General features: G+C 73.1%; 26 protein-coding genes. 15 read left to right on the forward strand and 11 right to left on the reverse strand.

What is annotated here, in order from left to right:
- Positions 1 to 22 precede the first annotated feature (22 nt).
- Positions 23 to 652 carry a class I SAM-dependent methyltransferase gene (locus EES41_RS39030; RefSeq protein WP_123083261.1) on the forward strand — a complete coding sequence of 210 codons (630 nt, stop codon included), beginning with the start codon at positions 23 to 25 and terminating at the stop codon, positions 650 to 652.
- A 223-nt stretch (positions 653 to 875) separates the two neighbouring features.
- On the opposite strand, the gene EES41_RS39035 is transcribed toward EES41_RS39030, so the two are convergent.
- Positions 876 to 1,274, reverse strand: a complete 399-nt coding sequence (locus tag EES41_RS39035) for a hypothetical protein (RefSeq protein ID WP_234008869.1) — start codon at positions 1,272 to 1,274, stop codon at positions 876 to 878.
- Positions 1,275 to 1,448: 174 nt separating this feature from the next.
- Here EES41_RS39035 and EES41_RS39040 point away from each other — a divergent pair, with 174 nt between their 5' ends.
- Complete coding sequence (locus tag EES41_RS39040; protein ID WP_123083262.1) at positions 1,449 to 2,036, forward strand: pyridoxamine 5'-phosphate oxidase family protein; 588 nt, start codon at positions 1,449 to 1,451, stop codon at positions 2,034 to 2,036.
- 294 nt (positions 2,037 to 2,330) lie between these two features.
- On the opposite strand, the gene EES41_RS39045 is transcribed toward EES41_RS39040, so the two are convergent.
- Entirely contained in the window at positions 2,331 to 2,519 is a 189-nt protein-coding gene (locus EES41_RS39045) for a hypothetical protein (protein WP_254211929.1), read from the reverse strand.
- A 228-nt stretch (positions 2,520 to 2,747) separates the two neighbouring features.
- On the opposite strand from EES41_RS39045, the gene EES41_RS43575 reads away from it, so the two are divergent.
- Complete coding sequence (locus EES41_RS43575) at positions 2,748 to 2,888, forward strand: hypothetical protein (RefSeq protein WP_254211893.1); 141 nt, start codon at positions 2,748 to 2,750, stop codon at positions 2,886 to 2,888.
- A complete protein-coding gene (locus tag EES41_RS39055; RefSeq protein WP_123083264.1) occupies positions 2,888 to 3,190 on the forward strand; it encodes a transcriptional regulator in 303 nt (100 codons plus the stop codon). The genes EES41_RS43575 and EES41_RS39055 overlap by 1 nt, the downstream gene beginning before the upstream one ends.
- A 34-nt stretch (positions 3,191 to 3,224) precedes the next feature.
- Here the strand turns inward: EES41_RS39055 and EES41_RS39060 are convergent, their stop codons facing one another.
- Positions 3,225 to 3,794, reverse strand: coding sequence for a MarR family winged helix-turn-helix transcriptional regulator (locus EES41_RS39060; RefSeq protein ID WP_254211895.1), 570 nt, complete (start codon positions 3,792 to 3,794; stop codon positions 3,225 to 3,227).
- A gap of 138 nt (positions 3,795 to 3,932) precedes the next feature.
- On the opposite strand from EES41_RS39060, the gene EES41_RS39065 reads away from it, so the two are divergent.
- Positions 3,933 to 5,063, forward strand: a complete 1,131-nt coding sequence (locus EES41_RS39065) for an NADH:flavin oxidoreductase (RefSeq protein ID WP_123083265.1) — start codon at positions 3,933 to 3,935, stop codon at positions 5,061 to 5,063.
- Positions 5,064 to 5,327: 264 nt separating this feature from the next.
- Positions 5,328 to 6,554 (forward strand): phosphatidylserine/phosphatidylglycerophosphate/cardiolipin synthase family protein, encoded by a 1,227-nt coding sequence (locus EES41_RS39070; RefSeq protein ID WP_123083266.1) that lies wholly within the window; start codon positions 5,328 to 5,330, stop codon positions 6,552 to 6,554.
- Positions 6,555 to 6,557: 3 nt separating this feature from the next.
- Here the strand turns inward: EES41_RS39070 and EES41_RS39075 are convergent, their stop codons facing one another.
- Positions 6,558 to 8,072 (reverse strand): FAD-dependent monooxygenase, encoded by a 1,515-nt coding sequence (locus EES41_RS39075; RefSeq protein ID WP_123083267.1) that lies wholly within the window; start codon positions 8,070 to 8,072, stop codon positions 6,558 to 6,560.
- Positions 8,073 to 8,181: 109 nt separating this feature from the next.
- On the opposite strand from EES41_RS39075, the gene EES41_RS39080 reads away from it, so the two are divergent.
- From EES41_RS39080 to EES41_RS39090, 3 genes are all read left to right on the forward strand, one after another.
- Complete coding sequence (locus EES41_RS39080) at positions 8,182 to 8,742, forward strand: TetR/AcrR family transcriptional regulator (protein WP_123083268.1); 561 nt, start codon at positions 8,182 to 8,184, stop codon at positions 8,740 to 8,742.
- A 163-nt stretch (positions 8,743 to 8,905) separates the two neighbouring features.
- The gene (locus EES41_RS39085) at positions 8,906 to 9,397 is read left to right on the forward strand and encodes a hypothetical protein (RefSeq protein WP_123083269.1); all 492 of its coding nucleotides are present in this window, start codon (positions 8,906 to 8,908) and stop codon (positions 9,395 to 9,397) included.
- Positions 9,398 to 9,595: 198 nt separating this feature from the next.
- A complete protein-coding gene (locus EES41_RS39090; RefSeq protein ID WP_164496207.1) occupies positions 9,596 to 10,231 on the forward strand; it encodes a hypothetical protein in 636 nt (211 codons plus the stop codon).
- A gap of 43 nt (positions 10,232 to 10,274) precedes the next feature.
- On the opposite strand, the gene EES41_RS39095 is transcribed toward EES41_RS39090, so the two are convergent.
- Positions 10,275 to 11,726 carry an amidase gene (locus EES41_RS39095; protein ID WP_123083271.1) on the reverse strand — a complete coding sequence of 484 codons (1,452 nt, stop codon included), beginning with the start codon at positions 11,724 to 11,726 and terminating at the stop codon, positions 10,275 to 10,277.
- Positions 11,727 to 11,848: 122 nt separating this feature from the next.
- Here EES41_RS39095 and EES41_RS39100 point away from each other — a divergent pair, with 122 nt between their 5' ends.
- The 5 genes from EES41_RS39100 to EES41_RS39120 all read left to right on the forward strand — a co-directional run bounded on the left by EES41_RS39100 (position 11,849) and on the right by EES41_RS39120 (position 16,842).
- Entirely contained in the window at positions 11,849 to 12,466 is a 618-nt protein-coding gene (locus tag EES41_RS39100; protein WP_123083272.1) for a TetR/AcrR family transcriptional regulator, read from the forward strand.
- Positions 12,467 to 12,554: 88 nt separating this feature from the next.
- Positions 12,555 to 13,568, forward strand: coding sequence for a magnesium and cobalt transport protein CorA (locus tag EES41_RS39105; protein ID WP_123083273.1), 1,014 nt, complete (start codon positions 12,555 to 12,557; stop codon positions 13,566 to 13,568).
- 199 nt (positions 13,569 to 13,767) lie between these two features.
- Complete coding sequence (locus EES41_RS39110) at positions 13,768 to 16,044, forward strand: catalase (protein ID WP_123083274.1); 2,277 nt, start codon at positions 13,768 to 13,770, stop codon at positions 16,042 to 16,044.
- A gap of 31 nt (positions 16,045 to 16,075) precedes the next feature.
- Positions 16,076 to 16,279, forward strand: a complete 204-nt coding sequence (locus tag EES41_RS39115; RefSeq protein ID WP_123083275.1) for a hypothetical protein — start codon at positions 16,076 to 16,078, stop codon at positions 16,277 to 16,279.
- Between the two features lie 110 nt (positions 16,280 to 16,389).
- The gene (locus EES41_RS39120) at positions 16,390 to 16,842 is read left to right on the forward strand and encodes a hypothetical protein (protein WP_123083276.1); all 453 of its coding nucleotides are present in this window, start codon (positions 16,390 to 16,392) and stop codon (positions 16,840 to 16,842) included.
- A gap of 235 nt (positions 16,843 to 17,077) precedes the next feature.
- Here the strand turns inward: EES41_RS39120 and EES41_RS39125 are convergent, their stop codons facing one another.
- Positions 17,078 to 17,356, reverse strand: a complete 279-nt coding sequence (locus EES41_RS39125; RefSeq protein ID WP_123083277.1) for a GlsB/YeaQ/YmgE family stress response membrane protein — start codon at positions 17,354 to 17,356, stop codon at positions 17,078 to 17,080.
- Between the two features lie 189 nt (positions 17,357 to 17,545).
- Positions 17,546 to 18,385, reverse strand: a complete 840-nt coding sequence (locus EES41_RS39130) for an SDR family oxidoreductase (RefSeq protein ID WP_123083278.1) — start codon at positions 18,383 to 18,385, stop codon at positions 17,546 to 17,548.
- A 91-nt stretch (positions 18,386 to 18,476) separates the two neighbouring features.
- Between EES41_RS39130 and EES41_RS39135 the strand changes: the two genes are divergently transcribed.
- Positions 18,477 to 18,848, forward strand: coding sequence for a helix-turn-helix domain-containing protein (locus tag EES41_RS39135; RefSeq protein ID WP_123083279.1), 372 nt, complete (start codon positions 18,477 to 18,479; stop codon positions 18,846 to 18,848).
- 90 nt (positions 18,849 to 18,938) lie between these two features.
- Here the strand turns inward: EES41_RS39135 and EES41_RS39140 are convergent, their stop codons facing one another.
- The 4 genes from EES41_RS39140 to EES41_RS39160 form a co-directional block, all read right to left on the reverse strand.
- Positions 18,939 to 21,092, reverse strand: a complete 2,154-nt coding sequence (locus EES41_RS39140; RefSeq protein ID WP_123083280.1) for a xanthine dehydrogenase family protein molybdopterin-binding subunit — start codon at positions 21,090 to 21,092, stop codon at positions 18,939 to 18,941.
- Positions 21,093 to 21,121: 29 nt separating this feature from the next.
- The gene (locus tag EES41_RS39145) at positions 21,122 to 22,138 is read right to left on the reverse strand and encodes a xanthine dehydrogenase family protein subunit M (RefSeq protein WP_123083281.1); all 1,017 of its coding nucleotides are present in this window, start codon (positions 22,136 to 22,138) and stop codon (positions 21,122 to 21,124) included.
- Positions 22,135 to 22,680 carry a 2Fe-2S iron-sulfur cluster-binding protein gene (locus tag EES41_RS39150; protein WP_123083434.1) on the reverse strand — a complete coding sequence of 182 codons (546 nt, stop codon included), beginning with the start codon at positions 22,678 to 22,680 and terminating at the stop codon, positions 22,135 to 22,137. The genes EES41_RS39145 and EES41_RS39150 overlap by 4 nt, the downstream gene beginning before the upstream one ends.
- A gap of 314 nt (positions 22,681 to 22,994) precedes the next feature.
- Positions 22,995 to 23,600 carry a hypothetical protein gene (locus tag EES41_RS39160; protein WP_123083282.1) on the reverse strand — a complete coding sequence of 202 codons (606 nt, stop codon included), beginning with the start codon at positions 23,598 to 23,600 and terminating at the stop codon, positions 22,995 to 22,997.
- Positions 23,601 to 23,715: the final 115 nt, after the last annotated feature.

A 23,715-nucleotide genomic window follows, 5' to 3' on the forward strand; every position in this document is an offset into this window, starting at 1 on the left:
CATGGGTGTTACCTTCCCTCCCGTGCCGGAACACCAGGACGAGACCAGGGCGGCCTACGACGGGGTCGTCGAGCTCTACGCGTCGATGTTCGCCGACCGGCTGGAGACGCAGCCGTTCGCGCGGGCCATGGTCGCCACCTTCGCCGAGCTGGTGCGCGCGACGGGCAACACGCGGACGGCCGACGTCGGATGCGGCCCCGGACACCTGACGGCGATGCTGCACGACCTGGAGCTGGACGCCTTCGGGCTCGACATCTCCCCGGCCATGATCGGCCACGCCCGGCGGACGCATCCCGCCCTGCGGTTCGAGGAGGCGCGGATGGAGGCCCTGCCCGTCGAGGACCGCGCGCTGGGCGGCGTGGTGGCCCGCTACTCGATGATCCACACCCCGCCGGCGGAACTGCCCGCGCTGCTCGCCGAGCAGGCGCGCGTCCTGGCGCCGGGGGGCCTGCTCCTGGTCTCGTTCTTCGGGACGGAAGGACCGGAGCCGGTCCGTTTCGACCACAAGGTGACGCCCGCGTACAGCTGGCCGGTGGACCGCTTCGCCGAGCTGCTGACCGGGGCCGGCCTCGCGCCCTTCGCCCGACTGCTCCACGACCCGGCCACCGAGCGGGGCTTCCTCGACGCCCACGTACTGGCCCGCCTCCCGTAGCCCGGCCCGTGCACGGGCCCCCAGTCGGGGAGGCCGCCCAGCACCGCCACCTCGGCCGGGCGGCCCTGCGGCTGGGCGAGGAAGTACGTGCCGTCGAACAGCGGCCCGGCGCGGCTCGGGGTCTTGGCCCCCGCGCGCACGCCGCTGCCCACGCCGTCGCCGCGTCCGCCGGACACACCGAGCAGCCGCGGGATGCGCGGCCGGCACCCCCCCCCGCGGCCGGTCAGGCCCGTGGCAGCCATCCCGCGGCGAAATCCGCGCGGTCCCTTGCCCGCTGCGCCCGCTCCTCGATCAGCCGCCGGAAGCCGGCCAGCGCGTACCGCTCGCCGACGGCCGATCCCGGCCCGGGAATGCCGGCGACCTCGGCCATGAGCCGCTGCGGCTGCGGCTGCCAGCCGATGGCCAGGACCCGCAGGCCCAGGCCCTCCGCGCGCCGGTGCAGGTCCAACAGGTGCAGCAGACCGTCGGCGTCCATGGACACCATGCCGTGCAGATCCACCATGAGGTCCCGTTCGAAACCCGTGACCCCCTCCAGCGCCCGCTGGAGCGCCGCCCCCGCCTCGTCGTCGAGATTCCCGCTGACCTTGGCCAGGACCGAACCGCCGCAGCACTGGACGTCCATGGTGATCAATGCGTTCTCCTCCCACCCGCGGGCACCGCGCCCGCCGGCGCTCCCATCCTGACCCGGCGCTCCCGGCCAGGCCGCGAGGCTCGCTGGGGCTCGGGCATCCGCGCGCCGCCCGGCCCGGAGGATTTCGTTAGACGGGCGAATGGTTTCCCTACATAATCCTTAGACATGGGAAAGACTTACGAACGCATCGACGGCCGGCTGCGCACCTTCATCGAGCAGCAGCCGGTCTTCTTCACCGCGACCGCCCCGCTGGTCGGCGACGGCACGGTCAACCTCTCCCCCAAGGGCCTCAAGGGCTCCTTCGCGGTGCTCGACGAGAAGCGGATCGCCTATCTCGACTTCGCCGGCAGCACCGCCGAGACCATCGCGCACCTGCGGGAGAACGGCCGGATCACGGTGATGTGGTGCGCCTTCCAGGGACCGCCCAACATCGTCCGCGTGCACGGCCGCGGCGAGCCCGTCTTCCGTGACGACCCGCGTTTCAAGGAACTGCTCGCGCACTTCCCCGACATCGACCCGGCCCCGCACGGCCTGCGCGCGATCATCGTGGTGACGGCCGAACTCGTCCGCGACTCCTGCGGATACGGGGTGCCCTTCATGTCGTACGACGAGGACCGCGACCTGCACGGCAAGCGCTTCGCGCGCGAGGACGACGCCTCGCTGAGCGCGTACTTCAGCAAGAAGGACCACATCGCGCAGAGCATCGACGGCCTGCCCGGACTGCCTCTTCCACTGCCCCCCGGCGACTTCTGAGCCCCCGGGCCCGCCCGGCCGCCCATGAGTACGGCGACCGCGATGGTGCGCGTTGCTCTCCCGTCCTGCTCGTGAGCCGTACGGGCTTGAGCTGGCCGACGAGACCGGCCTCGTGCCCGGGACGACCCGCCCCATCCTCATGCGCCCGGAGCGCGAAGGCCGCCGCGCTTGCCGTCGGAGCCGTGCGCGGGAAGCCGGCCGCGGCCCCCGTACCCGCGGGCCCCGAACGCTGAAGCCGCGCGGCGGCCCCGGGGGCGCGGGTCGACGCGGCCACCGCGCGACGCGGCGCGGGCCTCAGTGCTCCCACCAGAGATCGATGGACGCGCTGACCCGGTCCCGCAGGCAGCGCGAGTGCGCGTGGACCTGCTGACGCAGCACACCACCGTCGTGCGCGGGGTCGAGCGGATCGAACCGGACCACGGTCGCCGACGCGTCCTGCTCCACATCGACGGTCAGGTCACAGAAACAACAGGCGTACTTCACGTTCAACAGTGCACTTCCTCAGCGCCAGTTCAGGGCGCCGGGCGCGCCGCCTCCCGAACCTACGGGAGACACCCGCGCGGCACACACCGATTTCGTGCCTGCCGCCGGTCCCCGGCGGGCACGCCTCGGCTCCACCGAGCAGACGTTCGACGCCTACCTGCGGCACGCCCGCTCCCGCCCCTACGCGCTCATCGCGGCGCTGGGCCTGTTCCCGCGCTCTTCTGGGCGGTGGCGATCGCCGCCCACTTCCTCGCCCTTCCGGCGCGGCACACGCTCGCCGCGGCCGTCACCGCCCTGGCGGCGGTGGTCGCCTCGTACGCGTTGCGCCCGGTCGTCGAGTCGATCGTCCGCGGGAACGGCAACGGCTGATGGACCCCGACTTCGACGAGTTCCTGCACGTTCCGGCGCGACTCTCGGTCGTCGCGCCGCTGACTCCGGCCGACTGGGTGGAGTTCGGGTTCGTCCGGGACGCGGTGGACACCAGCGACTCGGCCCTGTCCAAGCAGATCGCCGCATTGGCGGGCGCCGGGTACGTCGAGGTCCGCAAGACGCGGAACAGCACGGGACGCCACACCCACCTCCGCCTCACCCCGCACGGGCGCCAGGCGTTCCAGCGGCACGCCTCGGCCCTGGAGAGGATCGTGGCGGCGGCGCGCACGCCTCCGCTGTAGTCGGCGGCATCGCCGCCCGGCAGGGCCGGAACGCCTACGGGGCGGGAGTCGCGGTCTCGCGCGAGGCTCGCGGCGCGGATTCCCGGGGGAGCGGCGGGTGGCACGCGGCGCGGGTGCCGTCTTCCTCCGGGCGCGGCCAGTACCGCCCTTCGAGGGCCTCGGCGCTGCGGTTGAGCCGGACCAGGACGTCCTCCAGCTCCCGTACCTCCGCCGGGGACCAGTCGGCGACCACCCGGGCCAGGCAGGACTGGTTGACCTCGCGGTCCCCGGCGAGCCGGTGCCCGCCTTCGGCGGTGATGCGCAGCTTGCGGGCCATGCCGCCGTCCGGGTCCGCGACGCGCTCGGCCAGTCCGCAGCGCAGCAGCGCGGCCGTCTGGCGGTTCACGGTCGAGGTGTCGAGCCCGAAGGCCTCCGCCAACTGTCCGATGGACATCGGGCCTTGTGTGTCGATCCGGCTGAGCAGCAGGTACGCCGACCGCTCCAGGCGTTCGGGGTCGCGCTCGCGCCGGGCGAGCACCTGGTGCCGCGTGAGCAGCATCAGCTCCCGCTCCAGTTTCTCCAGCACTGCGCCTCCCCCTCCTTCCGGCGCTCCATTATCGCCCATCGCCGATCCGTGGACCGGCGGTCCTCCGGCGGGCCTCTGGCGGGGTGGTCCGTGGAAATATGCATCATACATAGCGTGTGTACTATGCACTTCTCGTCGTCACCCCGACGAGCCACAGCCCCACCCCGGAGGACCCGCATGACCGTCACCACGTCCACCGCCTCCCGCGCGTCCGAGATCCTGTCCCGGCCCGTCACGCTGAACGGCCTGACCGTCCCCAACCGCATCGCGATGGCTCCGATGACGCGGATGTTCTCCCCCGGCGGCGTGCCCGGCGAGGACGTACGGGCGTACTACGCCAGCCGGGCCGCCGCGGGTGTGGGCCTGATCGTCACCGAGGGCACCTACGTGGGCCACGAGTCCGCCGGGCAGAGCGACCGGGTGCCGCGGTTCCACGGCGAGGACCAGCTGGCGGGGTGGGCGAAGGTCGCCGCGGCCGTGCACGAGGCGGGCGGCACGATCGTGCCCCAGCTGTGGCACATAGGCATGGTGCGCAAGCAGGGCGACGCGCCGTACGCCGACGCGCCCGCCGTCGGCCCCTCCGGCATCCGCGTCGACGGCACCGAGGGGACCGGCAAGGCGATGACCCGCGCCGACCTCGACGACGTCATCGGCGCGTTCGCCGACGCCGCCGCGGAAGCCGAGCGGATCGGCTTCGACGGCGTCGAACTGCACGGCGCCCACGGCTACCTGCTCGACCAGTTCCTGTGGGAGCGGACCAACCGCCGCACCGACGCCTACGGCGGCGACGCGGTGGCCCGTACGAAGTTCGCCGCGGAGATCGTGGCCGCGGTCCGCGAGCGCGTCCGGGCCGACTTCCCGGTGATCTTCCGCTACTCGCAGTGGAAGCAGGAGGCCTACGACGCCCGCCTCGCGCAGACCCCGCAGGAGCTGGAGGCGATCCTGGCCCCGCTGGCGGCGGCCGGCGCCGACGCGTTCCACGCCTCCACCCGGCGCTACTGGCTCCCGGAGTTCGAGGGCTCGGACCTGAACCTGGCGGGCTGGACGAAGAAGCTCACCGGCAGGCCGACCATCACCGTCGGCTCGGTCGGCCTCGACGGCGACTTCATCCGCGCCTTCGCCGGCGAGGGCGCGGCGCTCGGCGACATCGACAACCTCCTGGACCGCATGGAACGCGACGAGTTCGACATGGTCGCCGTCGGCCGGGCGCTGCTCCAGGACCCGCACTGGGCGGCGAAGGTGCTCGGCAACCGCTTCGACGAGCTGAAGCCGTACGACGCGGCGGCGCTCGGGTCGCTCAGCCGGTAGCCGGTAGCCGCAGCGGGGCCGCGACCGCCGGCTAGCGGCCGGCCCCGCCGCCAGAGCCTCCCGCCCGCAGGCGCGCAGCCGTCCGAGGTGCGTCCGCCCGGCGACCCGCCCGGCCCCCGGGGGGCGGCGGAGGGCGGCCGGCCGGGTTTGGGACCCGCGATCCCGGCCATACGGGGACCGAACAGCGTTCGGCCCCGCCACGGGGTCCGACCCGAGCGGGCCGGGAACCACGGCGCGCGCAGCGTCTGCCCGAGGAGCCCCGCCATGACCCGTACCGAAGCCACCCGCACCGAGGCCGTGGCACCGCAGGCCACCCCCGCGCACGCCACCCCGGCGGACGAGCGCATCCAGCGCATCCGGCGCCGGCTGGAGCGGCTGATCGGCATCGCGGCGACCGAGGGGAACTCCGTACGCCCGCTGCGCAACGGCGACGAGATCTTCACCGCGATGCTGGACGCCATCGGCTCCGCCCGCCACACGATCGACATGATGACCTTCGTCTACTGGAAGGGCGCCATCGCCCGCCGGTTCGCCGAGGCCCTGGCCGAGCGGGCCCGTGAGGGCGTGCGGGTGCGGCTGCTCCTGGACGGCTTCGGCAGCCGTCTGATCGAGCGGGACCTGCTGGACCGGATGGACGCGGCCGGGGTGGACATCGCCTGGTTCCGCAGACCCGTCTTCCTCTCCCCGCTCAAGCAGAACCACCGCTGCCACCGCAAGGTCCTGGTCATCGACGAACAGACCGCCTTCACCGGCGGCGTGGGCATAGCGGAGGAATGGTGCGGCGACGCCCGCGGCCCGCGCGAATGGCGCGACACCCACGCCGAGGTCCGCGGACCCGCCGTCGACGGGATCGCCGCGGCCTTCGCCCAGAACTGGGCCGAGTGCCATCCCGAGCTCTTCGACGCCCGCGACCGCTTCGTGTCCCACGAGCCCGCCGGCTCCGCCGTGGTCCAGGTGGTGCGCGGCTCGGCCGCCTTCGGCTGGCAGGACATGCAGACGCTGATGCGGGTGATCCTCGAATCGGCCGAGGAGCGCGTGCGCCTGGCGACCGCCTACTTCGCTCCCGACGACTTCTTCGTCGACCTGCTCACCGCCACGGCCCGCCGGGGCGTCACCGTCGAGATCCTGTTGCCCGGGCCGCACACCGACAAGCGGGTGTGCCAACTCGCGGGCCAGCACCACTACGAGGCGCTCACCGCCGCCGGCGTGCGCATCCACCAGTACCAGCCGACGATGATGCACGCCAAGGTCATCACCATGGACGGCGTGGTCTCCCTCATCGGCTCCTCGAACTTCAACCGCCGCTCCCTCGACCACGACGAGGAGGTCATGCTCGCCGTGATGGACCCGGACGTCACCCGGACCCTGGACGAGCACTACGACCAGGACCTGGAAGCCAGCACCCTGATCGGCGCGCAGCGCTGGAAGCGCCGCTCCCTCGTGCAGCGCGCCCGGGAGCTGTCGGTCCGCCCGCTGCGCCGCTTCCTGTGAGGCTCACCCCTTCCGGACGTCCCCCAGCCAGCGCGTCAGGGCGGCTTCCAGGCCGGCGGGCCCACCGGTGGCCGACGCCCACGCCACGAAGCCGTCGGGACGCACCAGCAAGCCGCGCACCCCGGCGCCGTCCGAACTGCCCCGGAGCAGCTCCAGGCGCCCGCCGTACGGCTCGGCCAGGGCTGCCAGCTCGTCGTCCCCGGTGAGGTCGACGAGCAGGGCCCGGCCCCCGTGGGTGTGGTCGGTCAGCCGGCTGCCGTCGTCCAGCCGGAGCCTCGGCATCAGCGCGCCGACCAGCGGATGGCCGTCCCCCAGGTCGTAGCGCTGCCCCAAGCCGGAGATCCGCCGCGCGTAGAGGGTCGCCCCGTCCCGGGTGCCGAGGAAGTCGGTGACCACGGCCCGGAGCGCACCGCTGTACGCATCGCCGCGCATCGCGGCCACCTGGGCACGCGTCCAGTCGAGCACCCCCGCGCCGACGGGGTGCCGTTCGCCGGTGTACGTGTCGAGCAGGCCCTCGGGCGCCCACCCCCGCACGGTGGCGCCGAGTTTCCAGCCCAGGTTGACGGCATCACCGAGCCCCAGGTTCAGGCCCTGGCCGCTGAAGGGCGAGTGCACGTGGGCGGCATCCCCGCAGAGCAGCACGCGACCACGCCGGTAGGCCGTCGCCTGCCGGGCGTGGTCCGTGAAGCGCGTGCCGCCCTCGGCGACCTCGCTCACCCGGACGTCGACGCCGCTGACGCGCCGCAGACTGGAGTCCATCTCGGCCGCGGTGACCGGCGCCTCCCGGTCCGCCGGGGGGCCGTCCAGCTCGACGGTGCGAATCCAGCCCGGCGTCGGCCCGTAGTGGTAGACGCCGGTGGGAGTGTGCTGCCAGCCCTGTCCCAGAAGCTCCGCCCCTTCCACGGTGCCGGTCGCCTGGCGGACGGTGATCAGCGGGTCCGTACCGGCGAACTCGAAGCCCGCCAGGCGCCGGACCAGGCTGCGGCCGCCGTCGCAGCCGACGAGCCACGCCACGCGCACGTCGCCGTTGCCGTCGGCGTCGCCGTGCAGGTGAACGGTGACGCCGTCCTCGTCCGCGTCGAATCCGCGCACCTCGACCCCGGTCCGTACCTCGACCCCCAGCTCCGCCGCGCGCTCACCGAGGATCCGCTCCACCTCGGCCTGCGGGACCGCGAGGAACCAGTGGGGGCCGCGGCCACGCAGGACGGGGTCCTGCTCGTCCACGGCGCCGGCCGGGACGTGGATCCCGCCGAAGTGCCCGGCGAAGGGCGCCCGCTCGCGGTCCCCCTGGAACGGCAGCCGCCCCCGCACCGCCTCCACCGCGGGGAGCAGACCACGCCGCTCGAAGGCCTCGGCGGAGGCGGTGTTGATCCCCGCCGCCCTGGGCGCGGTGTCGGGCTCCGTACGCCGTTCGACGACCACCACCCGGACCCCCGCCAACGCCAGTTCCGTGGCGAGCATCAAGCCGACCGGCCCGGCGCCCGCCACGAGCACGTCGTGGTCCGGTGTCGCCGACATCCCGAGAGTGCTCACGGGCACCGCCCTTAAGATAGAGAGTTGTATCTTGCGATCCTCAGGGTAGGGCGCCGGGATAAGATAGGCAAATCTATCCAACGGAGGTGTGCGGATGCCCGAGCGACGCCGCGGAGCGGCACTGGAGAAGGCGCTCCTCGATGCGGCCTGGGAAGAACTCACGGCCAACGGCTACGCGAGGTTCACCATGGACGCCGTCGTCCAGCGCGCCGGCACCAGCCCTCCCGTGCTCTACCGCCGCTGGTCCGACCGCGACGCGCTCGTACGGGCGGCCATCACGCACGTCCTGGAGCAGTCCCGGGTCGAGGTCCCCGACACCGGGAGCCTGCGCGAGGACGTCCTCACCCTCCTGCGGACGATCAACGCCACCCGCGTCCAGCTCGTCACCGCCATGAGCGCGCACCTGGCCGGCTACCACCAGGCGACGGGCACCAGCCCCGGCGACCTTCTCGCCACCGGACGCGAGAACGCCGCCGACGCCATCTTCGACCGCGCCGTCGACCGCGGCGAGATCGCGCCGGAGCGCCTCAGCGAACGCGTCAAGTCCCTCCCCTTCGACCTGCTGCGCCACGAGATCCTCGTGACCCGCGCCCCCGCGCCCGACCACGTGCTCGAAGAGATCGTCGACACGATCTTCCTCCCCCTCGTGCGCTGACCACGACGGCGCGGCGCGGGGTGGGCGTTCGGTTGGGTACCCGCCAGTAGCTTCTCAACGGGGCCTGGTTACAGTGGTCTTGACTGTCCGTCGGCGACGTTCGCAGCCGGCGGGAGAGCGTGCGCGCGGCGGTGCGCCGTCGCGCGCGGGAACGAAGGAAATCATGGGTTCGATACACAAGCGCATCGGCGCGGTCCTCGGTTCGGCCGCCCTGTTCGTCGGGGTGGGGCTCACGGCCGGGGCCGGAACCGCCAGTGCCGACGAGACGGGCGACCTCGCGTCCGACGTCGACACCTCGGTGTCCACGACCGGGGTCTCGGGGCTCACCGCGATGTCGGCCGACGGGTCGTACACGATCAACGTCATGAGCCCCCGGGACGGCCACGAGATGGGCTTCGTCCGGTGGAACGCCGACCCGCAGCCCGCGCCCGGCATCCCGGGCGACTCCCTGATCGCCAAGGACATCAGCCCCGACGGCTGGGCGGTCGAGGCCGAGCTGAGCAACGGCCGCATCGCCTCCACGCGCGGCCACAAGGCGATCTACCTGAAGGTCGTTTCCGGCAACCTGCCCGAGGGGCACGCGTACAAGCTGCGTGGGTGCGTCGTGAAGGGCAGCGAGCGCCAGTGCACCCCGTGGCACGCGGTGCACGCCTGATCGGCTGAACGGCCGGGCCCCCAGCGGCCCGGCCGAAGCCCGTGCCCCGGGCAGGGCGCGCAGCCGTAAGCCCGGCCGCCGGGGCGGCCGGGCTGCGGATCCGCCAGTTCCGCGGCGGGCTGCGCCATGCTCGACCGGTGCGACCAATGAGCCCGGGATTCCCTCTCATTGGCTGGCAGTCCGCACCCAGGGGGAGTAATGAATCATCGCTCAGGCCGTGTGATCGGTATGACCGTCGCCGCGTTGGTCGGCCTGGTCGGGTGTGGCGGCGGCAGGCCCCTCGACGGCTCCGCGCCCGGGTCCAGCCCGTCTGCCGTACCTGCCTACGTGGCCGCCTACCGAGCCGGATACACCGAGGGCAAGGCCGTCTACGACTCCTCGGGCAAGGGAGCGGCCGTGCGCGAGACCGTATGGGGCGGCTGTACGCGCCGGGCCCTCCAGGCCGGCAGTGCCGCCGAGACGGATCGTGGCGCCTGGGTGCGAGGCTGCCTCAACGGCGTCGCCCATGCCCCCGAGCAGTTGCCCACCGGCCCCGTGACCAAACGGACCACGGATGCGGACATGCTGGAGCGGTTCCGCGCCCGGGCCCGCACCGAGGGCCAGGAGCGGCAAGCCGACCACGTCCGCGTGCTGACCGTAGTCCAACTGACCGAACGGGACTATGACGTCGAGTTGAGCACGGACTACCCGGCAGGGCCCGGGAAGCCTGGATCCGAATCTCTCGCCCGGAGTTTCGTCGAGTGGTGGGACGGCGATCACGGCCGGGGCGGTACCGCCAGGAACGTGCTGGTCCTCGGGGCGGACGGAAAGAGGCTGACCGCACAGCGCATCTGAGGCGCGCCGACGGCGTCTGATCCCGGGCCACCGTTCCCGGGGTTCAGGCGACCGGGAGGGTGCCCGCCCAGACGGGGGGTGTGCGCCGCGCCCAGGGAGCGGCCCTCTCCAGTTGCCCGGCGAGGCGGAACAGAACGTCCTCGCGCCCGTACCCGGCGGCGAACTGGACGCCGATCGGCATGCCGGTGGCCGGATCGGCCGCCAGCGGCACCGACATGGCGGGAGTGCCGGCGACGTTGAAGGCCGCGGTGAACGGCGACCTGTGGAACAGGTGCTCCAGCCAGCCCCGGCCGTCCGCCCCCTCCGCGCCGTGGTGGTAGGTGCCTATGGCCGGGGGAAGTTCGGGAAGGGCGGGCGTCAGCAGTACGTCGTGACGGTCGAAGTGCGCGCCGATCGCGCGGGCGACCCGGTTGCGCACGTCGAGGGCCCGCACGAACTCCGCACCGCTCACCCCGCGGCCCCAGGCGTAGCTCGCCAGCATCTCGGGCTCGACGGTCGTCTCGTCCACGGGGCGGCCGTACGCCTCGGCGAAGCCGTCGATCCAGGTCACCAGGTTCGCCGTCCACAGCCGGGCGTTGGCGAGGACGAATTCCTCCCAGCTCACCCCGAGGTCCACGCCGGTGGGTTCGACCCGGTGGCCGAGCGACTCCAGCAGGCGGGCGGCGGCCAGGGTGGCCTCGTGAACGGCCGGTTCCACGGCGCGTCCGTTCCAGGGGGTGGTGAGCAGTCCGACGTGCAGCCGCCCCGGGTCGCGGGTGCTCTCCTCGGCGTACGGGCGCCGGGGAGGCGCCGCGAAGTAGGGATCGCCGCTTTCGGGGCCGTGGATCAGGTCGAGGAGCGTCGCGCTGTCGCGCACGGTCCGGCTGAGGGCGCCGTGCACGGCCAGGCCGTTGAAGACCTCGTCGGCGTCCGGACCCATGGAGACGCGGCCGCGGGTGGGTTTGAGCCCGAACAGCCCCGTACTGGCGGCGGGGACGCGGATCGAGCCGGCCGCGTCGGTGGCGTGCGCGAGGGGGGTGATGCCGGCGGCGACGGCCGCGGCCGAACCGCCGCTGGAACCCCCCGGCGTCCTGCCGAGGTCCCAGGGGTTGCGGGTCGCTCCGCCCAGGACCGGCTCCGTGGTGGTGCTGTAGGCGAATTCGGGGGACGCCGTACGGCCCAGCGTCACCAGGCCGGCCCGCCTGAACCGCCGCATGAGGAAGGAGTCCGCCGCCGCCACGTTGCCGGCGGCGAGGCGGCTGCCCAGTTCGACGCGCTTGCCCTTCATGGCCACCGCCAGGTCCTTGATGAGGAACGGGACACCGGCGAGCGGCGTGCTGCCGGGGCGCGGAGCGTCCTCGGCCGGCCAGTCCTCCACGACCGCGTTGATACGGGGATTGACGGCGGCCACCGCCTCCCGGGCCGAGGAGGCGAGTTCCGCGGCGGTGACGTCTCCTCGTGCGACGAGCCGTGCCAGCCCCACGGCGTCGTACCGGGTGTATTCGTGCAGCTTCAAGATGTCCAGCCTCGCGATGATCCGATCGGTCCCGTGTGATACCGATCGGTATCGTCCGGGGGTGGTCGGTAACGTAGCATGAGCGGAGAGAGGCCGGCGACGGCGAGCGAAGTGAGGCGGAGATGGCGAGCAGCACCCCACGGCCCGGCCGGGACACGAGAGTGGCCCGCCTGCCCCCGCGCGAACGCATCCTCGACGCCGCCGAGGAGCTCTTCCTGCGCGAGGGCGTCAGGGCCGTCGGGGTCCAGGCCATCGCCGAGCGGGCGAAGACCACGAAGATGGCCCTGTACCGGCACTTCGTGACCAAAGACGCCCTGATCGAGGAGTGGCTGCGCATCGTCGCGGTGGGGTACTCGACCGCCTTCGACCGGACCGAGGCCGAGCACCCCGGCGACGGCCGGGGCCAGGTCCTCGCCGTGACGCGGTTCATCGCCGACGGGTTGCCGGACATCGCGCGGCGGGGCTGCCCCTTCGTCAACTCCATCGCCGGGCTGCCCGACCGGGGACACCCGGCCCGCCGGCTGATCGAGGACCACAAGGCCACCCAGCGGCGCAGGCTCACGGGCATGTGCGAGAGTGCCGGCGTGCGCTCTCCCGACGAGGCCGCCGCGGAGATCACCTTCCTCTTGGAAGGTGCTCAGATCAGCGCCCAGAACGGCAGCGTCGACCGGGTGGGGGAGCGGCTCCTCGCCGCGGTCGAGGGCGTCCTGGACCGGGGCGGGGCGGCCGGCGGGGGCTGAGCCGCCGCCCGGCGCCGGGGGTCCACCTCGAAGGGATCACCCCGGCGGGCTGGAATCCCGGCCCGAGGGGGCGCATGAAGCCGGAGTTGTGAAGCATGTGCGTGAGATGGAATGCGTCATCTACGACAAGGGATCGGGCCGCTCGGAGTACGTGGAGTGCGAGCTGCCCGACGAGGAGTGCCAGCGGGTCCTGAAGCGGCTGCGCGGGGTGGGCGACGGCGAGTTCGCCTGGGTGCGCCTGGCGGACCCCTCCGAGGACGAGCTGCTCCAGCTGGCCGAGGAACTGGGCCTGCACCCGTTGGCCGTCGAGGACGCGGTCCACGCCCAGCAGCGCCCGAAGCGGGAGCGGTTCGGTGACGTGCTGGCCATCGCGCTGAAGACCCTCTGGTACGTGGAGGAGGAGACGGCGGTGGAGACCGGCGAGATCATGCTCTTCGTCGGGCCCCGCGCCGTACTGACCGTGCGCCACGGAGCGGTCGACCCGTGCGCCGAGGCCGCCCGCCGGCTCGACTCCGACCCGGACATGCTGCGCTTCGGCCCGTGGGCCGTCCTGCACGCCGTGCTGGACGTCGCCGTCGACGCCTACAGCGACGCGGCCCGCAGGGTGCGCGCCGCACTCAACCGGCTGGAAGACCAGGTCTTCTCGACCTCGCGCGTCGATCACACCCAGGGCATCTACTCCCTCAAGCGGGAAGTGCGCGAGTTCCGTGACGCGGTGCAGCCGCTCGTCCCGGTGGCGCAAGGGCTCCTGAGCGGCCCGGGCGCGGCGGACCTCGACCCGAAGATCGCCCCGTACCTCCGCGACGTGACCGACCACCTCCACCGTACGGACATCGAGGTGCGCACCCTGGACGAGCTGCTGGACTCCGTCCTCAGCGCCCAGCAGGCCCGGGTGGGCACCTGGCAGAACGACGACATGCGGCGCATCTCGGCCTGGGCCGCGATCTTCGCGATCCCCACGATGGTCGCCGGCGTCTACGGCATGAACTTCGAGCACATGCCGGAACTCCGCTGGGCCTACGGCTACCCGCTCGCCGTAGCCCTCATGGCCCTGGCATCAGGACTCCTCCACCGGGTCTTCCGCCGCAACGGCTGGCTGTAGCGGCCGAGCCGGTGGCCGTCCGAGGCCGCGGCATCACCCCGCAGTCGGCGCACGGAAGACGCAGGTGCGGTAGGAATCGGATGTTTCGGGGGATAAGGGGTATTCGACGATCCAGGCCGTAGCGCCGACCTGGTGGCGGGTGAGGCCGGTTCTCAGGGCGACGGCACCCGCCCCGCCCTCGACCAGCGGAAAGGACATCATGGCTGCGAAGAAGGTGGCAGAGGCGAAGCCCGCGAAGGCAGCGAAGCCCGCGAAGCCCGCGAAGCCCGCGAAGGCGGCCACGAGCCGGAAGGCGGCCCGCGCGCGCCGCGACCCCGGCGTGGTCCCGGGAGCCCCGGCTCCCGAGCCGCCCGCACTCGCCGAGCCGGAACGGCCGAGGGAACCCCTGCCGCCCAAGGCCGACCAGCGCAGTCCTGACACGCTGAGCCCCACGGGGCAGCCGACCGGGGCGCCGACGGCCGCAATGGCCCAAGGGGGCGCGTACCTGACGACGGCGCAGGGCACCCGGCTGTCCGACAGCGACCACTCCCTCAAAGCCGGCGCACGCGGGCCCGTCCTCCTCCAGGACCACCACCTGCGGGAGAAGATCACCCACTTCGACCACGAGCGGATCCCCGAGCGCGTCGTCCACGCACGAGGGGCCGCCGCCCACGGAGTCTTCACCGGATACGGAACGGCGGCGAAGGTCACCAAGGCCGCCTTCCTCGCGAAGGGCGTCGAGACGCCGGTCTTCGTACGCTTCTCCACCGTCCTCGGCTCACGGGGCTCGGCCGACTCCGTGCGCGACACCCGGGGCTTCGCGACGAAGTTCTACACCGGGGAGGGCACCTTCGACCTCGTCGGGAACAACATCCCGGTCTTCTTCATCCAGGACGCGATCAAGTTCCCCGACGTCATCCACGCCGCGAAGCCGCACCCCGACCGGGAGATCCCGCAGGCGCAGAGCGCCCACGACACGTTCTGGGACTTCGTCTCGCTGCACACCGAGGCCACCCACCACACCCTGTGGAACATGTCCGACCGGGGCATCCCCCGCTCCTACCGCATGATGGAGGGCTTCGGCGTCCACACCTTCCGCCTGGTGAACGCCAAGGGCGCCACCACCCTCGTGAAGTTCCACTGGAAGCCCAAGCTCGGCGTGCACTCCCTGGTGTGGGAGGAAGCCCAGATCACGGCCGGCATGGACCCGGACTTCCACCGCCGAGACCTCGCCGACGCGATCGAGGCGGGCGCGTACCCGCAGTGGGAACTGGGAATCCAGGCCTTCCCCGATACCCCGGACCAGATGTTCGAAGGAATCGACCTGCTGGACCCGACGAAGTTCGTCCCCGAGGAGCTGGCCCCGGTGCGGCCGATCGGCCTGATGACTTTGAACGCCAACCCGCAGAACTACTTCGCCGAGACCGAGCAGGTCGCCTTCCATCCCGGACACCTGGTACCCGGCATCGACGTCACCGACGACCCGCTCCTGGCCGGACGTCTCTTCTCCTACTTGGACACCCAGATCAGCCGGCTCGGCGGCCCGAACTTCGGCCAGATCCCGGTGAACCGGCCCCACGCGCCCGTCAACGACATGCTCCGCGACGGCATGCACCAGAGCGCCGTCCACTCCGGCGTCGCGCCGTACCGTCCGAACGGTCTGGACGGCGGCTGCCCGTTCCTCGCCGGTGCGGACACGGCGGCCTTCATCGAGGTGCCGGCCGAACTGCCGCCCGCCCGCAAAGAGCGCGCGGCTGCCGAGTCCTTCGACGACCACTTCAGCCAGCCCCGCCAGTTCTGGCTCAGCATGACGGCGGTGGAACGCGAACACATCGTCGCCGCCTACACCTTCGAACTGTCCAAATGCTACGAGCAAGCGGTGAAGCGACGCGCACTCACCGTGCTCGCCAACATCGACGCCGAACTCTGCGCCCAAGTGGCCTCGGGCCTGGGGCTGCCCGCCCCGGCCGCCACGGAGCCGCTCCCGAAAGCCGAGCCCAGCCCCGCGCTGTCGCAGCTCGGCCAGGAGTGGCCGTTGGACGGGCGGGTCGTCGGCATCGTCGCCGGCCCGGACAGCGCCGTGAAGGACATCGCCGCGGCACGGCAGGCGGTCCTCGACGCCGGCATGCTCCCCCTGGTGATCGCCCCGGTCGGTGGCACCCTGGGCAAGGGCAAGAACACCGTCACCGTCCAGCGGACGTTCGCCACCGCCCGCTCCACCGAGTTCGACGCCCTGCTCATCGCCGGAGTACCCGGCCCCGCCGCGCGGTCCACGGGCAGCGACCCCCGGATCCTCCTCCTGGTGTCCGAGACGTTCCGGCACGCGAAGGCCATCGGCGGCTTCGCCGGAGCGGAGACCGTCCTGGCCGAAGCGGGCGTTCCGGCCGACGCCCCCGGCATCGTCGGGGGAACGGACGCGGCGTCCACCCTGGAGGGCCTGGCGGCGCTGCTCGCCGAGCACCGGGTCTGGGACCGCTTCCCGACCACCACCAAGTGATCCAACGGCCCGCGGAGAAAAGGAGCAGAAAATGAACGAGAAGGAACACCGCAAGCCCACCCCGCCCTCCGAGGCGCCCGGTGAGAGCGGAGACCGCGCGGCCCGGCGAGAGGCGGACGACGCGGTCATCCCCGCGTCTGACGATGACGGGGCCGCCGACGCGCCGAGCCCCGACACCGATGCCCGGCGCCGCACGGCCAAGCGCGACGCGCGCAACGCGAAGCGGTCCGAGTAGACGCCGACGATCGAGCCGGGGGACGGCTCCGGTCCCGCGACCGGCGTCCGCGCGCCGGACCGGAGCCGTATGGGCCCTGGCCCGTACCAAAGAGAAGGGCCCTCCAGAGGATGAACCAACGCGACGATGACCGAGCCCCCGACCTGGTGGACGGGCGCCCGAGCGGGGTGAACGACGCGACCGTGGAGGCTCTGGGGGCGCTGTCCAAGGCGCTGGAGACCACGGAGCGGGCTCGTGGCCACCTCTACGACTTCCACCAGCTCACCGGAACAGCCGACTTCGAACTCGACGACGCGGTCCGCCTGCTGCGCCGCGCGGGCCACCACCGCCAGGCGGAAGCCGTCGAGCGCGAGATCCTCGGACGCAACGTCATTCCCGGACACTGGACCTTCCAGATCATCGAGGCCTACAACGCGACGTACCACCGCCCGTTCGTCGCTCTGGAACAGCAGATCGTCCGGGACCTCGCGGATGGGCGGGACCATCTCTACGAAGCCCAGTTGAAGGCGTCCCGCCGCACGGCGGGCCACCCGGCCCACACTCCGGGACCGGAAGACGCCTGAACCAGCCCCCGTTCCGCCCCACTCGGGGGGTTACGGGCCGACTCCGAGTCAGTGCCACGGCAGCGTGGGCGTGCCGTCGGAGTCCAGCCCGTACCGCCACTTGGCCGCGATCGCGGGCATGGTCTCACCTGCCGCCCGCCGGGCCGGGCGCGTTCGGCCCGGGCAAGAGCGCCCACGCGGACGCGGGCGGCCCCCCAGGGGGGCCGCCCGCGTCCGGCTGAGGCCGGGTCGTCGCTCAGGCGTGGCGGTGATGGCGCCTGTTGCCGGTGACCAGTCGGTAGACGGCGAGGAGAATGACGGAGCCGGCGATGGCGGCGATCCAGGTGGAGAGGTCGAAGAAGCCGTCGATGGAGTCGACGCCGAAGAAGACCTTGCCGAGCCAGCCGCCGAGCAGGCCGCCCGCGATGCCGATCAGCATCGTGATGATGACGCCGCCCGGGTCCCTGCCCGGCATGAGTGCCTTGGCGATGAAGCCCGCGAGCAGTCCGATCAAGATCCAGGCAATGATGCCCATGCGCTTCTCCTACCTCGATGAGTGAAGTCCGTGTCAACGCTCGTCTTCACCGTCTCAAGGATTCCAAACGCCTCCGTTTCTTGATCATCGCCAGCTGCCCGGGCGGCGGCAGCCGTTGGCGCCGATCCAGCGGGGGCCCGCGGTGACATCGGGTCAGCGCGGCCAGGCACCCGGCTCGTGTCGGCCCCGTCAGCGGAACGCGGCGACGTGGTCGGTGGCCCAGTCCGCGAAGGAGCGAGGAGCGCGGCCGAGGACGCGCCGCACGTCCTCGCTGACGCGCAGCTCGGCCGGGTTCGGCGAGCCGAGGATGTCCAGGGTGTCATCGGCGAGCTCCGCCGGCATGCTCCGGGCCATGGCCGCCTTGGCCTCCTCGCGGGTGAGCTCGTGAAACCGCACCGGCGAGCCCAGGGCGGCGGCGATGGCCTCGGTCTGCTCGCGCGGCGTGATCACCTGAGGTCCGGTCAGTTCGTAGACCCCTCCCGTATGGCGGTCGTCCAGCAGGCAGGCGGCCGCGACTTCGGCGATGTCCGCCGGGTCGATGATCGGCACCCCCACGTCGCCGAACGGGGCGGCGACGACCCGGTGCGCGCGGACGGATTCGGCCCACCACAAGGCGTTGGAGGCGAAGCCGCCCGGCCGCAGGACGGCCCAGTCCAGACCGGACTTCCGCAGCTCGTCCTCCAGCTCGCGCATCCTGATCCGCGTCGTGCCGAAGGGCCTGGTCGCCACACCGAGCGAGGAGAGCAGGACGACCCGGCGCACCCCGCTGGCCGCGGCCAGCCCGATGATGTCGGCCGGCCTGGCCCCCTCGGCGTGCAGGTCGCCCGAGAGCAGCAGGAACAACGCGGTGGCCCCGGCCAGCGCGGGTTCGAGAGCGGCCGGCTCGGCCAGGTCGACGGTCAGGTGGCGTACGCCGTCGGGCGCCGCCGCGGCGTGCCGCGACACGGTCGTCACTTGCCGGCCCGCCCGGGCCAGCGCCCGCGTCAACGGCCGGCCGATGTTCCCGGTGGCCCCGGTTACGACGATCATGATCAGCTCCTTGTTCGACGTCCTTCGTGGCACCGACGCTATGAGCCGGACTAACTCTTGGTAAGGACATACCTTTGGGTAAGCTCCTCACATGACGGAAGGCGCGCAGCTCACACAGGCCGGGAACAGGGCGTCGTATGAGGTGTTTCACACCGACTGCCCCGCCCGGGACGTGGTCGACCACGTCACCAGCCGGTGGGGCGTCTGGGTGCTGATCGCCCTTCGGAGCGACGACCTCCGGTTCTACGAACTGCGCGAGAGCATCAAGGGGATCAGCGAGAAGATGCTCGCCCAGACGCTGCGCGCACTGGTCCAGGACGGCCTGGTCTGGAGGCAGGTCGAGCCGACGACACCGCCCCAGGTCACCTACGGGCTGACCGAGTTCGGCCAGGACGTCGGCGAGCCGCTGACGGACCTGTTCGACCGGATCACGAAGCGGCTGCCACCGCGCCCCACGCGGTAGCGGGTGAAAGGGCCGGGCGGTCAAAGGGCCGGGCGGCCACGCCCCGTGGTGCCCGGTGAGGGCGGTCAACCCCGCCCGCGGGACACCGCGCTACGGGCCTGCGACGCGCCCCGCGCCCTCCGGCCCGGCATCGAGGGCGGCCAGGACCCGGTCAGGGGTCAGCGGCAGTTCCCGCAGCCGCCGGCCGGTGGCGTGGCAGACGGCGTTGCCGATCGCCGCGGCCGCGCCGACGATGCCGATCTCCCCGATGCCCTTGCTGCCCATCGGGTTGAGGTGCTTGTCGTGCTCGTCGATCCAGTGGGCCTCGATGGCGGGGACGTCGGCGTTCGTCGGCACGTGGTACGCGGCCAGGTCCCGCTCCACGAAGTCGCCGAACGCCGGGTCGAGCCCGCTGTGCTCCGTCAGCGCCATGCCCAGCCCCATCACCATCCCCCCGACGAGCTGGGAGCGGGCCGTGCGCGGGTTGAGGATGCGGCCGGCGGCGAAGACGCCGAGCAGCCGGCGGACGCGTACCTCGCCCGTGACGGTGTCGGCCTGGACCTCGGCGAAGTGCGCCCCGAACGCGTGGCGCGCGTACGGGGACTTCTGCTTCGCCGACTGGGTGGTGTCGGCGGACGCGGAGAGCCCGGCGGCGGGCAGCGGCCCCTGGTGCCGGGCCAGCCGGTCGGTCAGCGCGGTGCAGGCGTCGTGCACCGCCCAGCCCCAGGACGCCGTTCCGGTGGAGCCCCCGGCGACGGGGCCGGGCGGCAGCGCGCTGTTGCCGATGGCCAGCGAGACGGCGTCGAGCGGGACGCGGAGGGCGTCGGCGGCGATCTGGGCCATGACCGTCCGGGCGCCGGTGCCGATGTCGGTGGCGTTGACCTCGACCAGGTAGCTCCCGTCGGGTCGGGCGTGGGCCCGGGCGCCCGAAGGGGCGATGTACACGGGGTAGGTGGCGGCGGCCACACCGGCCCCGATGAGGAGCGGCCCCTCGCGGCGCGGCGGCCGCCGGCCGGCCCAGCCGAACCGGCGCGCGCCGTCGCGCAGGCACTCCACGAGGTGGCGGCTGCTGAACGGGCGGCCGCTGTCGGGCTCGGTGGCCGCGTCGTTGCGCACGCGCAGCTCGACGGGGTCCATGCCGAGGGCGTCGGCGAGCTCGTCCATGGCCGACTCCAGGGCGTACATGCCGGGGGCTTCGCCGGGGGCGCGCATCCAGGAGGGCGTGGGAACGTCGAGCGCGGTGACGCGGTGGGTGGTGCGGCTGTCCTGAACGGCATGCATCACCCGGGCCGGTACGGCGGCCTGTTCGACGAACTCGCGGACCCGCGAGGTGTGCGTGGTGACCTCGTGGGTGAGGGAGGTGAGGGCGCCGTCGGGCCGGGCGCCCAGCCGGAGGTGGTGCAGGGTGGGCGCGCGGTGCCCGACGGTGGCGGCCATGTGCCGGCGGGGCAGGGACAGTGTGACGGGGCGTCCGCAGTGCCGGGCGGCCATCACGGCGAGGACGACGTGGGGGCGCGGTGTGCCCTTGGAGCCGAAGCCGCCGCCGACGTGCTCGGCCAGGACGGTGATCTGGTCCTCCCGCAGCCGGAACAGCCCGGCCAGGACGCCGCGCACCACCGTGGTGCCCTGGCAGGAGTCGTGCACCGTGAGGTGGCCGCGTTCCGAGTCCCAGTCGGCGGTGGCCGCGTGCGGCTCCATGGCGTGGTTGTGCAGCGGCGGAACCGAGTAGCGGACGTCGACGCGTACGGGCGACTCGGCGAACGCCCCGTCGGGGTCGCCGTGTTCGCGGTGCGCCGGATAGCCGCCGTTGGCCACCTCGGGGGTGTACAGGCCCGGATGCCCCGCGCGCAGGGTGACGTCGTGCGGCTCCGTCTCGTAGGTGACCCGTACGGCCGTGGCGGCGGCCCGCGCCTCTTCGAGGGTGTCGGCGACGGCCAGCGCCACGTACCAGCCCCGGTGCGGCACCCGCAGGTCCTGGAGGAGCTGCAGGGTGGGGTCGTCGGAGGGACCCAGGCGGGGGGCGTCGTAGGGGGTGAGGACGGCCAGTACGCCGGGCAGGGCCAGGGCGTCGGCGGTGTCGACGGCGGTGATCCGCCCGCGCGGGACGGTCGCGGGAACCGGCCAGGCGTAGGCCCGCAGGGGCAGGTGCCGTTCGGCCGCGTAGCGGGCGGCGCCGGTCACCTTCTCCCGGCCTTCGCGCCGCGGGACGGAGGCGCCGAGAGCGGCGGCCGTGGCGGATTCGAGGGTGGCGGCGGTCGGGCTCATCGTGGTCCTGTTCCTGGTCGGTGGCACCGTTACGGCGTGGCGGGGGAACCGGGGTGCGTGCCGGTCAGCTCGGCGATGGCGTCGCAGGCGAGGTGGCGGGCGAGCGGGAGCTTGTACGCGTTGTCGCGCAGCGGCCTCGCCCGCGCGAGTTCGGCGTCGACGGCCGCGCGGACGGCGCCCGGGTGCGGTACGGCGCCGGTCAACCGGGCCTCGGCGGTGGCCGCGCGCCAGGGCCGGTGGGCGAGGCCGCCGAAGGCGAGGGCGATCCGGCGCACGCGGCCGTCGTCGGGGTCGAGGTCGAGGACGACGGCGACCGAAGCGAGGGCGAAGGCGTACGAGGCGCGTTCGCGGGCCTTGCGGTAGAGGGAGACGGCGCCCGGCGCGGGGGCGGGCAGGAGCACCGCCGTGATGATCTCCCCGGGGCGGATGACGGTGTCGTGCTCGGGCCGGTCCCCCGGCAGCCGGTGGAACTCGGCGGCCGCGACGCTACGGGTGGTGCCCGCCCCGCCGTACAGCTCGACTTCGGCGTCCAGCGCGGCGAGGGCGACGGCCATGTCGGAGGGGTGGGTGGCGATGCAGTGCTCGGAGTGCCCGAGTACGGCGTGGTCGCGGTGGAGGCCGTCGCGGGCCCCGCAGCCGCTGCCGGGTTCGCGCTTGTTGCAGGGTTTGGACAGGTCCTGGAAATAGCCGCAGCGGGTGCGCTGGAGCAGGTTGCCCCCGGTGGTGGCGACGTTGCGCAGCTGGCCGGAGGCGCCGGAGAGCAGCGCCCGGCTGAGGAGCGGGTAGCGGGTGCGCACCAGCGGATCGGCGGCCAGGTCGCTGCCCCGGACCGTGGCGCCGACGCGCAGACCGCCGTCGGGGAGCTCGCGGATCTCCGCCAACGGGAGGCGGGAGACGTCGATCAGGGCGCCGGGTGTCTCGACGCCCAGCTTCATCAGGTCCACGAGGTTGGTGCCGCCGCCGAGATAGCGGGAGCCGGGGTGGGCGGCGTAGGCGTCGGCCGCCTCCTGGAGGCTCGTGGCGCGTACGTAGGCGAAGGGCCTCACGGGGTCACCTCCGTACCGGTCGCGGTGGCCGAGGTGTCGGCTCCCGCGTCGGCGACGGCTCGTACGATTGCGGGGTAGGCGCCGCAGCGGCAGAGGTTCCCGCTGAGCCGTTCCCTGACCTCCTCGGCGGTCAGCACGGCGGGGCCGGGCACCGCCAGGGCCGCGGCGGCGGTGACGTGAGAGGGGTGGCCGGCGGCGGCTTCGCGGAGCGCGCCGACCGCGGAGCAGAGCTGGCCGGGCGTGCAGTAGCCGCACTGGAAGGCGTCGTGCTCCATGAAGGCGCGCTGGAGCGGGTGGAGGGCGTCGTCGGGGCCGGCCAGGCCCTCGACGGTGGTGATCTCGCAGCCGTGGAGGGCCACGGCGAGGAGCAGGCAGCTGTTGGCGCGCCGGCCCTCCACCAGGACGGTGCAGGCACCGCACTGCCCGTGGTCGCACCCCTTCTTGGCGCCGGTCAGGTCCAGGTGCTCGCGCAGGGTGTCGAGGAGCGTGACCCGGTGGTCCAGGTCGAGTTCGTGGTGGACACCGTTGACGCGCAGGGCCACGCGGGAGCGGACGGCCGTGGCGGGCGCGTCGTCCGGAGTGCGCGGCGCCGGGCCGGGAGCGCCGTCGGGTACGGGAGCGCCGTCGGGTACGGGCCCGTGGGCGGGCGGGTCGGTTGCGTGGGGCACCACGAGCTCCCTTGAGGTCCGTTCGGGGATTTCGGGGATGGAGAATCCCTTCGACTGCCCAGCGTGGCCCCTCGTGGGCCCGAGCGCGCCGCACGCCCCCGCCGTCCTCCCCCGAACGGCCCACGGCCGGCCCGGAGGAGGCCGCCGCGGGCGCGGGCGCCGTGTTCCAGGGCCGCACGCTGATCCCGTCAGGGCCGCAAACCGGCTCGCCTGAGCGTGATCTGGGACAGGGCGGCAACGACGTGCCGGTCGCCGCGGCGCCAGGCGTCCGCGAGGCCGCCCTCAGGGGCGGGGACCGTGGAGAGGTCGCCCGGCGGTCCGGTGAGGGCGCGCAGGGCGAGCAGGTCGGCGCCTCCAGGTGCGTCGAGAAGGCGTCGGATGGTGGCGCTGCGACGGATCCAGCGCAGGCGCAGGGGGAGCCACAGCAGGAGTACGAAGGCCACGGGGACGACGATGAGGGCGAGGGTGGCCAGGGTGGCCAACTGGCTGACGGCGTCCTGAAGCGACTGGCCGGCGTCGGCGATCCCGGTGCCTGCGTCGGCAGCGGACTGGAACGGCTTCTCCAGCAGGTCGCCGACGAGCGGCACCTTCGAGGCCGTGGCACCGGCGTCATCGAGGGCGGTGGCGAGGCCCTCGCCGGAGCTCTCCACCTTGCGTCCCGGCTCGGCCAGCATCATGATCGCGCCGTGGACGGCCAGGGCGAACCTGACCGCGGCGGCGATCAGGACCACGGCGATCAGGTCCGCGAGGACCTGGCGGGTCCGCCGTGCTGGGGTCTGGGCGTAGAGAAGCATCGGCCGCTCCCATTCCGGTCATGGCGTCGAGGAGCACCGGCCCCCGCCCCGATCTGCCCACCACGCCCGTCACCGCCTCCGCACACCGTGACCCGGGAAGCCGCCGGAGCGGCTC

The organism is Streptomyces sp. ADI95-16 (genome assembly GCF_003721495.1).
Classification (GTDB): Bacteria; Actinomycetota; Actinomycetes; order Streptomycetales; family Streptomycetaceae; genus Streptomyces; species Streptomyces goshikiensis.

What these genes read in the sequence shown, in the direction of transcription:
- EES41_RS39035 (WP_234008869.1), bottom strand. Translation starts at nt 1,274, where the DNA reads ATGGACGTCCAGTGCTGCGGCGGTTCGGTCCTGGCCAAGGTCAGCGGG.
- EES41_RS39040 (WP_123083262.1), top strand. Translation starts at nt 1,449, where the DNA reads ATGGGAAAGACTTACGAACGCATCGACGGCCGGCTGCGCACCTTCATC.
- EES41_RS39055 (WP_123083264.1), top strand. Translation starts at nt 2,888, where the DNA reads ATGGACCCCGACTTCGACGAGTTCCTGCACGTTCCGGCGCGACTCTCG.
- EES41_RS39060 (WP_254211895.1), bottom strand. Translation starts at nt 3,794, where the DNA reads ATGGGCGATAATGGAGCGCCGGAAGGAGGGGGAGGCGCAGTGCTGGAG.
- EES41_RS39065 (WP_123083265.1), top strand. Translation starts at nt 3,933, where the DNA reads ATGACCGTCACCACGTCCACCGCCTCCCGCGCGTCCGAGATCCTGTCC.
- EES41_RS39070 (WP_123083266.1), top strand. Translation starts at nt 5,328, where the DNA reads ATGACCCGTACCGAAGCCACCCGCACCGAGGCCGTGGCACCGCAGGCC.
- EES41_RS39075 (WP_123083267.1), bottom strand. Translation starts at nt 8,072, where the DNA reads ATGTCGGCGACACCGGACCACGACGTGCTCGTGGCGGGCGCCGGGCCG.
- EES41_RS39080 (WP_123083268.1), top strand. Translation starts at nt 8,182, where the DNA reads ATGCCCGAGCGACGCCGCGGAGCGGCACTGGAGAAGGCGCTCCTCGAT.
- EES41_RS39085 (WP_123083269.1), top strand. Translation starts at nt 8,906, where the DNA reads ATGGGTTCGATACACAAGCGCATCGGCGCGGTCCTCGGTTCGGCCGCC.
- EES41_RS39090 (WP_164496207.1), top strand. Translation starts at nt 9,596, where the DNA reads ATGAATCATCGCTCAGGCCGTGTGATCGGTATGACCGTCGCCGCGTTG.
- EES41_RS39100 (WP_123083272.1), top strand. Translation starts at nt 11,849, where the DNA reads ATGGCGAGCAGCACCCCACGGCCCGGCCGGGACACGAGAGTGGCCCGC.
- EES41_RS39110 (WP_123083274.1), top strand. Translation starts at nt 13,768, where the DNA reads ATGGCTGCGAAGAAGGTGGCAGAGGCGAAGCCCGCGAAGGCAGCGAAG.
- EES41_RS39115 (WP_123083275.1), top strand. Translation starts at nt 16,076, where the DNA reads ATGAACGAGAAGGAACACCGCAAGCCCACCCCGCCCTCCGAGGCGCCC.
- EES41_RS39120 (WP_123083276.1), top strand. Translation starts at nt 16,390, where the DNA reads ATGAACCAACGCGACGATGACCGAGCCCCCGACCTGGTGGACGGGCGC.
- EES41_RS39125 (WP_123083277.1), bottom strand. Translation starts at nt 17,356, where the DNA reads ATGGGCATCATTGCCTGGATCTTGATCGGACTGCTCGCGGGCTTCATC.
- EES41_RS39130 (WP_123083278.1), bottom strand. Translation starts at nt 18,385, where the DNA reads ATGATCGTCGTAACCGGGGCCACCGGGAACATCGGCCGGCCGTTGACG.
- EES41_RS39135 (WP_123083279.1), top strand. Translation starts at nt 18,477, where the DNA reads ATGACGGAAGGCGCGCAGCTCACACAGGCCGGGAACAGGGCGTCGTAT.
- EES41_RS39140 (WP_123083280.1), bottom strand. Translation starts at nt 21,092, where the DNA reads ATGAGCCCGACCGCCGCCACCCTCGAATCCGCCACGGCCGCCGCTCTC.
- EES41_RS39160 (WP_123083282.1), bottom strand. Translation starts at nt 23,600, where the DNA reads ATGCTTCTCTACGCCCAGACCCCAGCACGGCGGACCCGCCAGGTCCTC.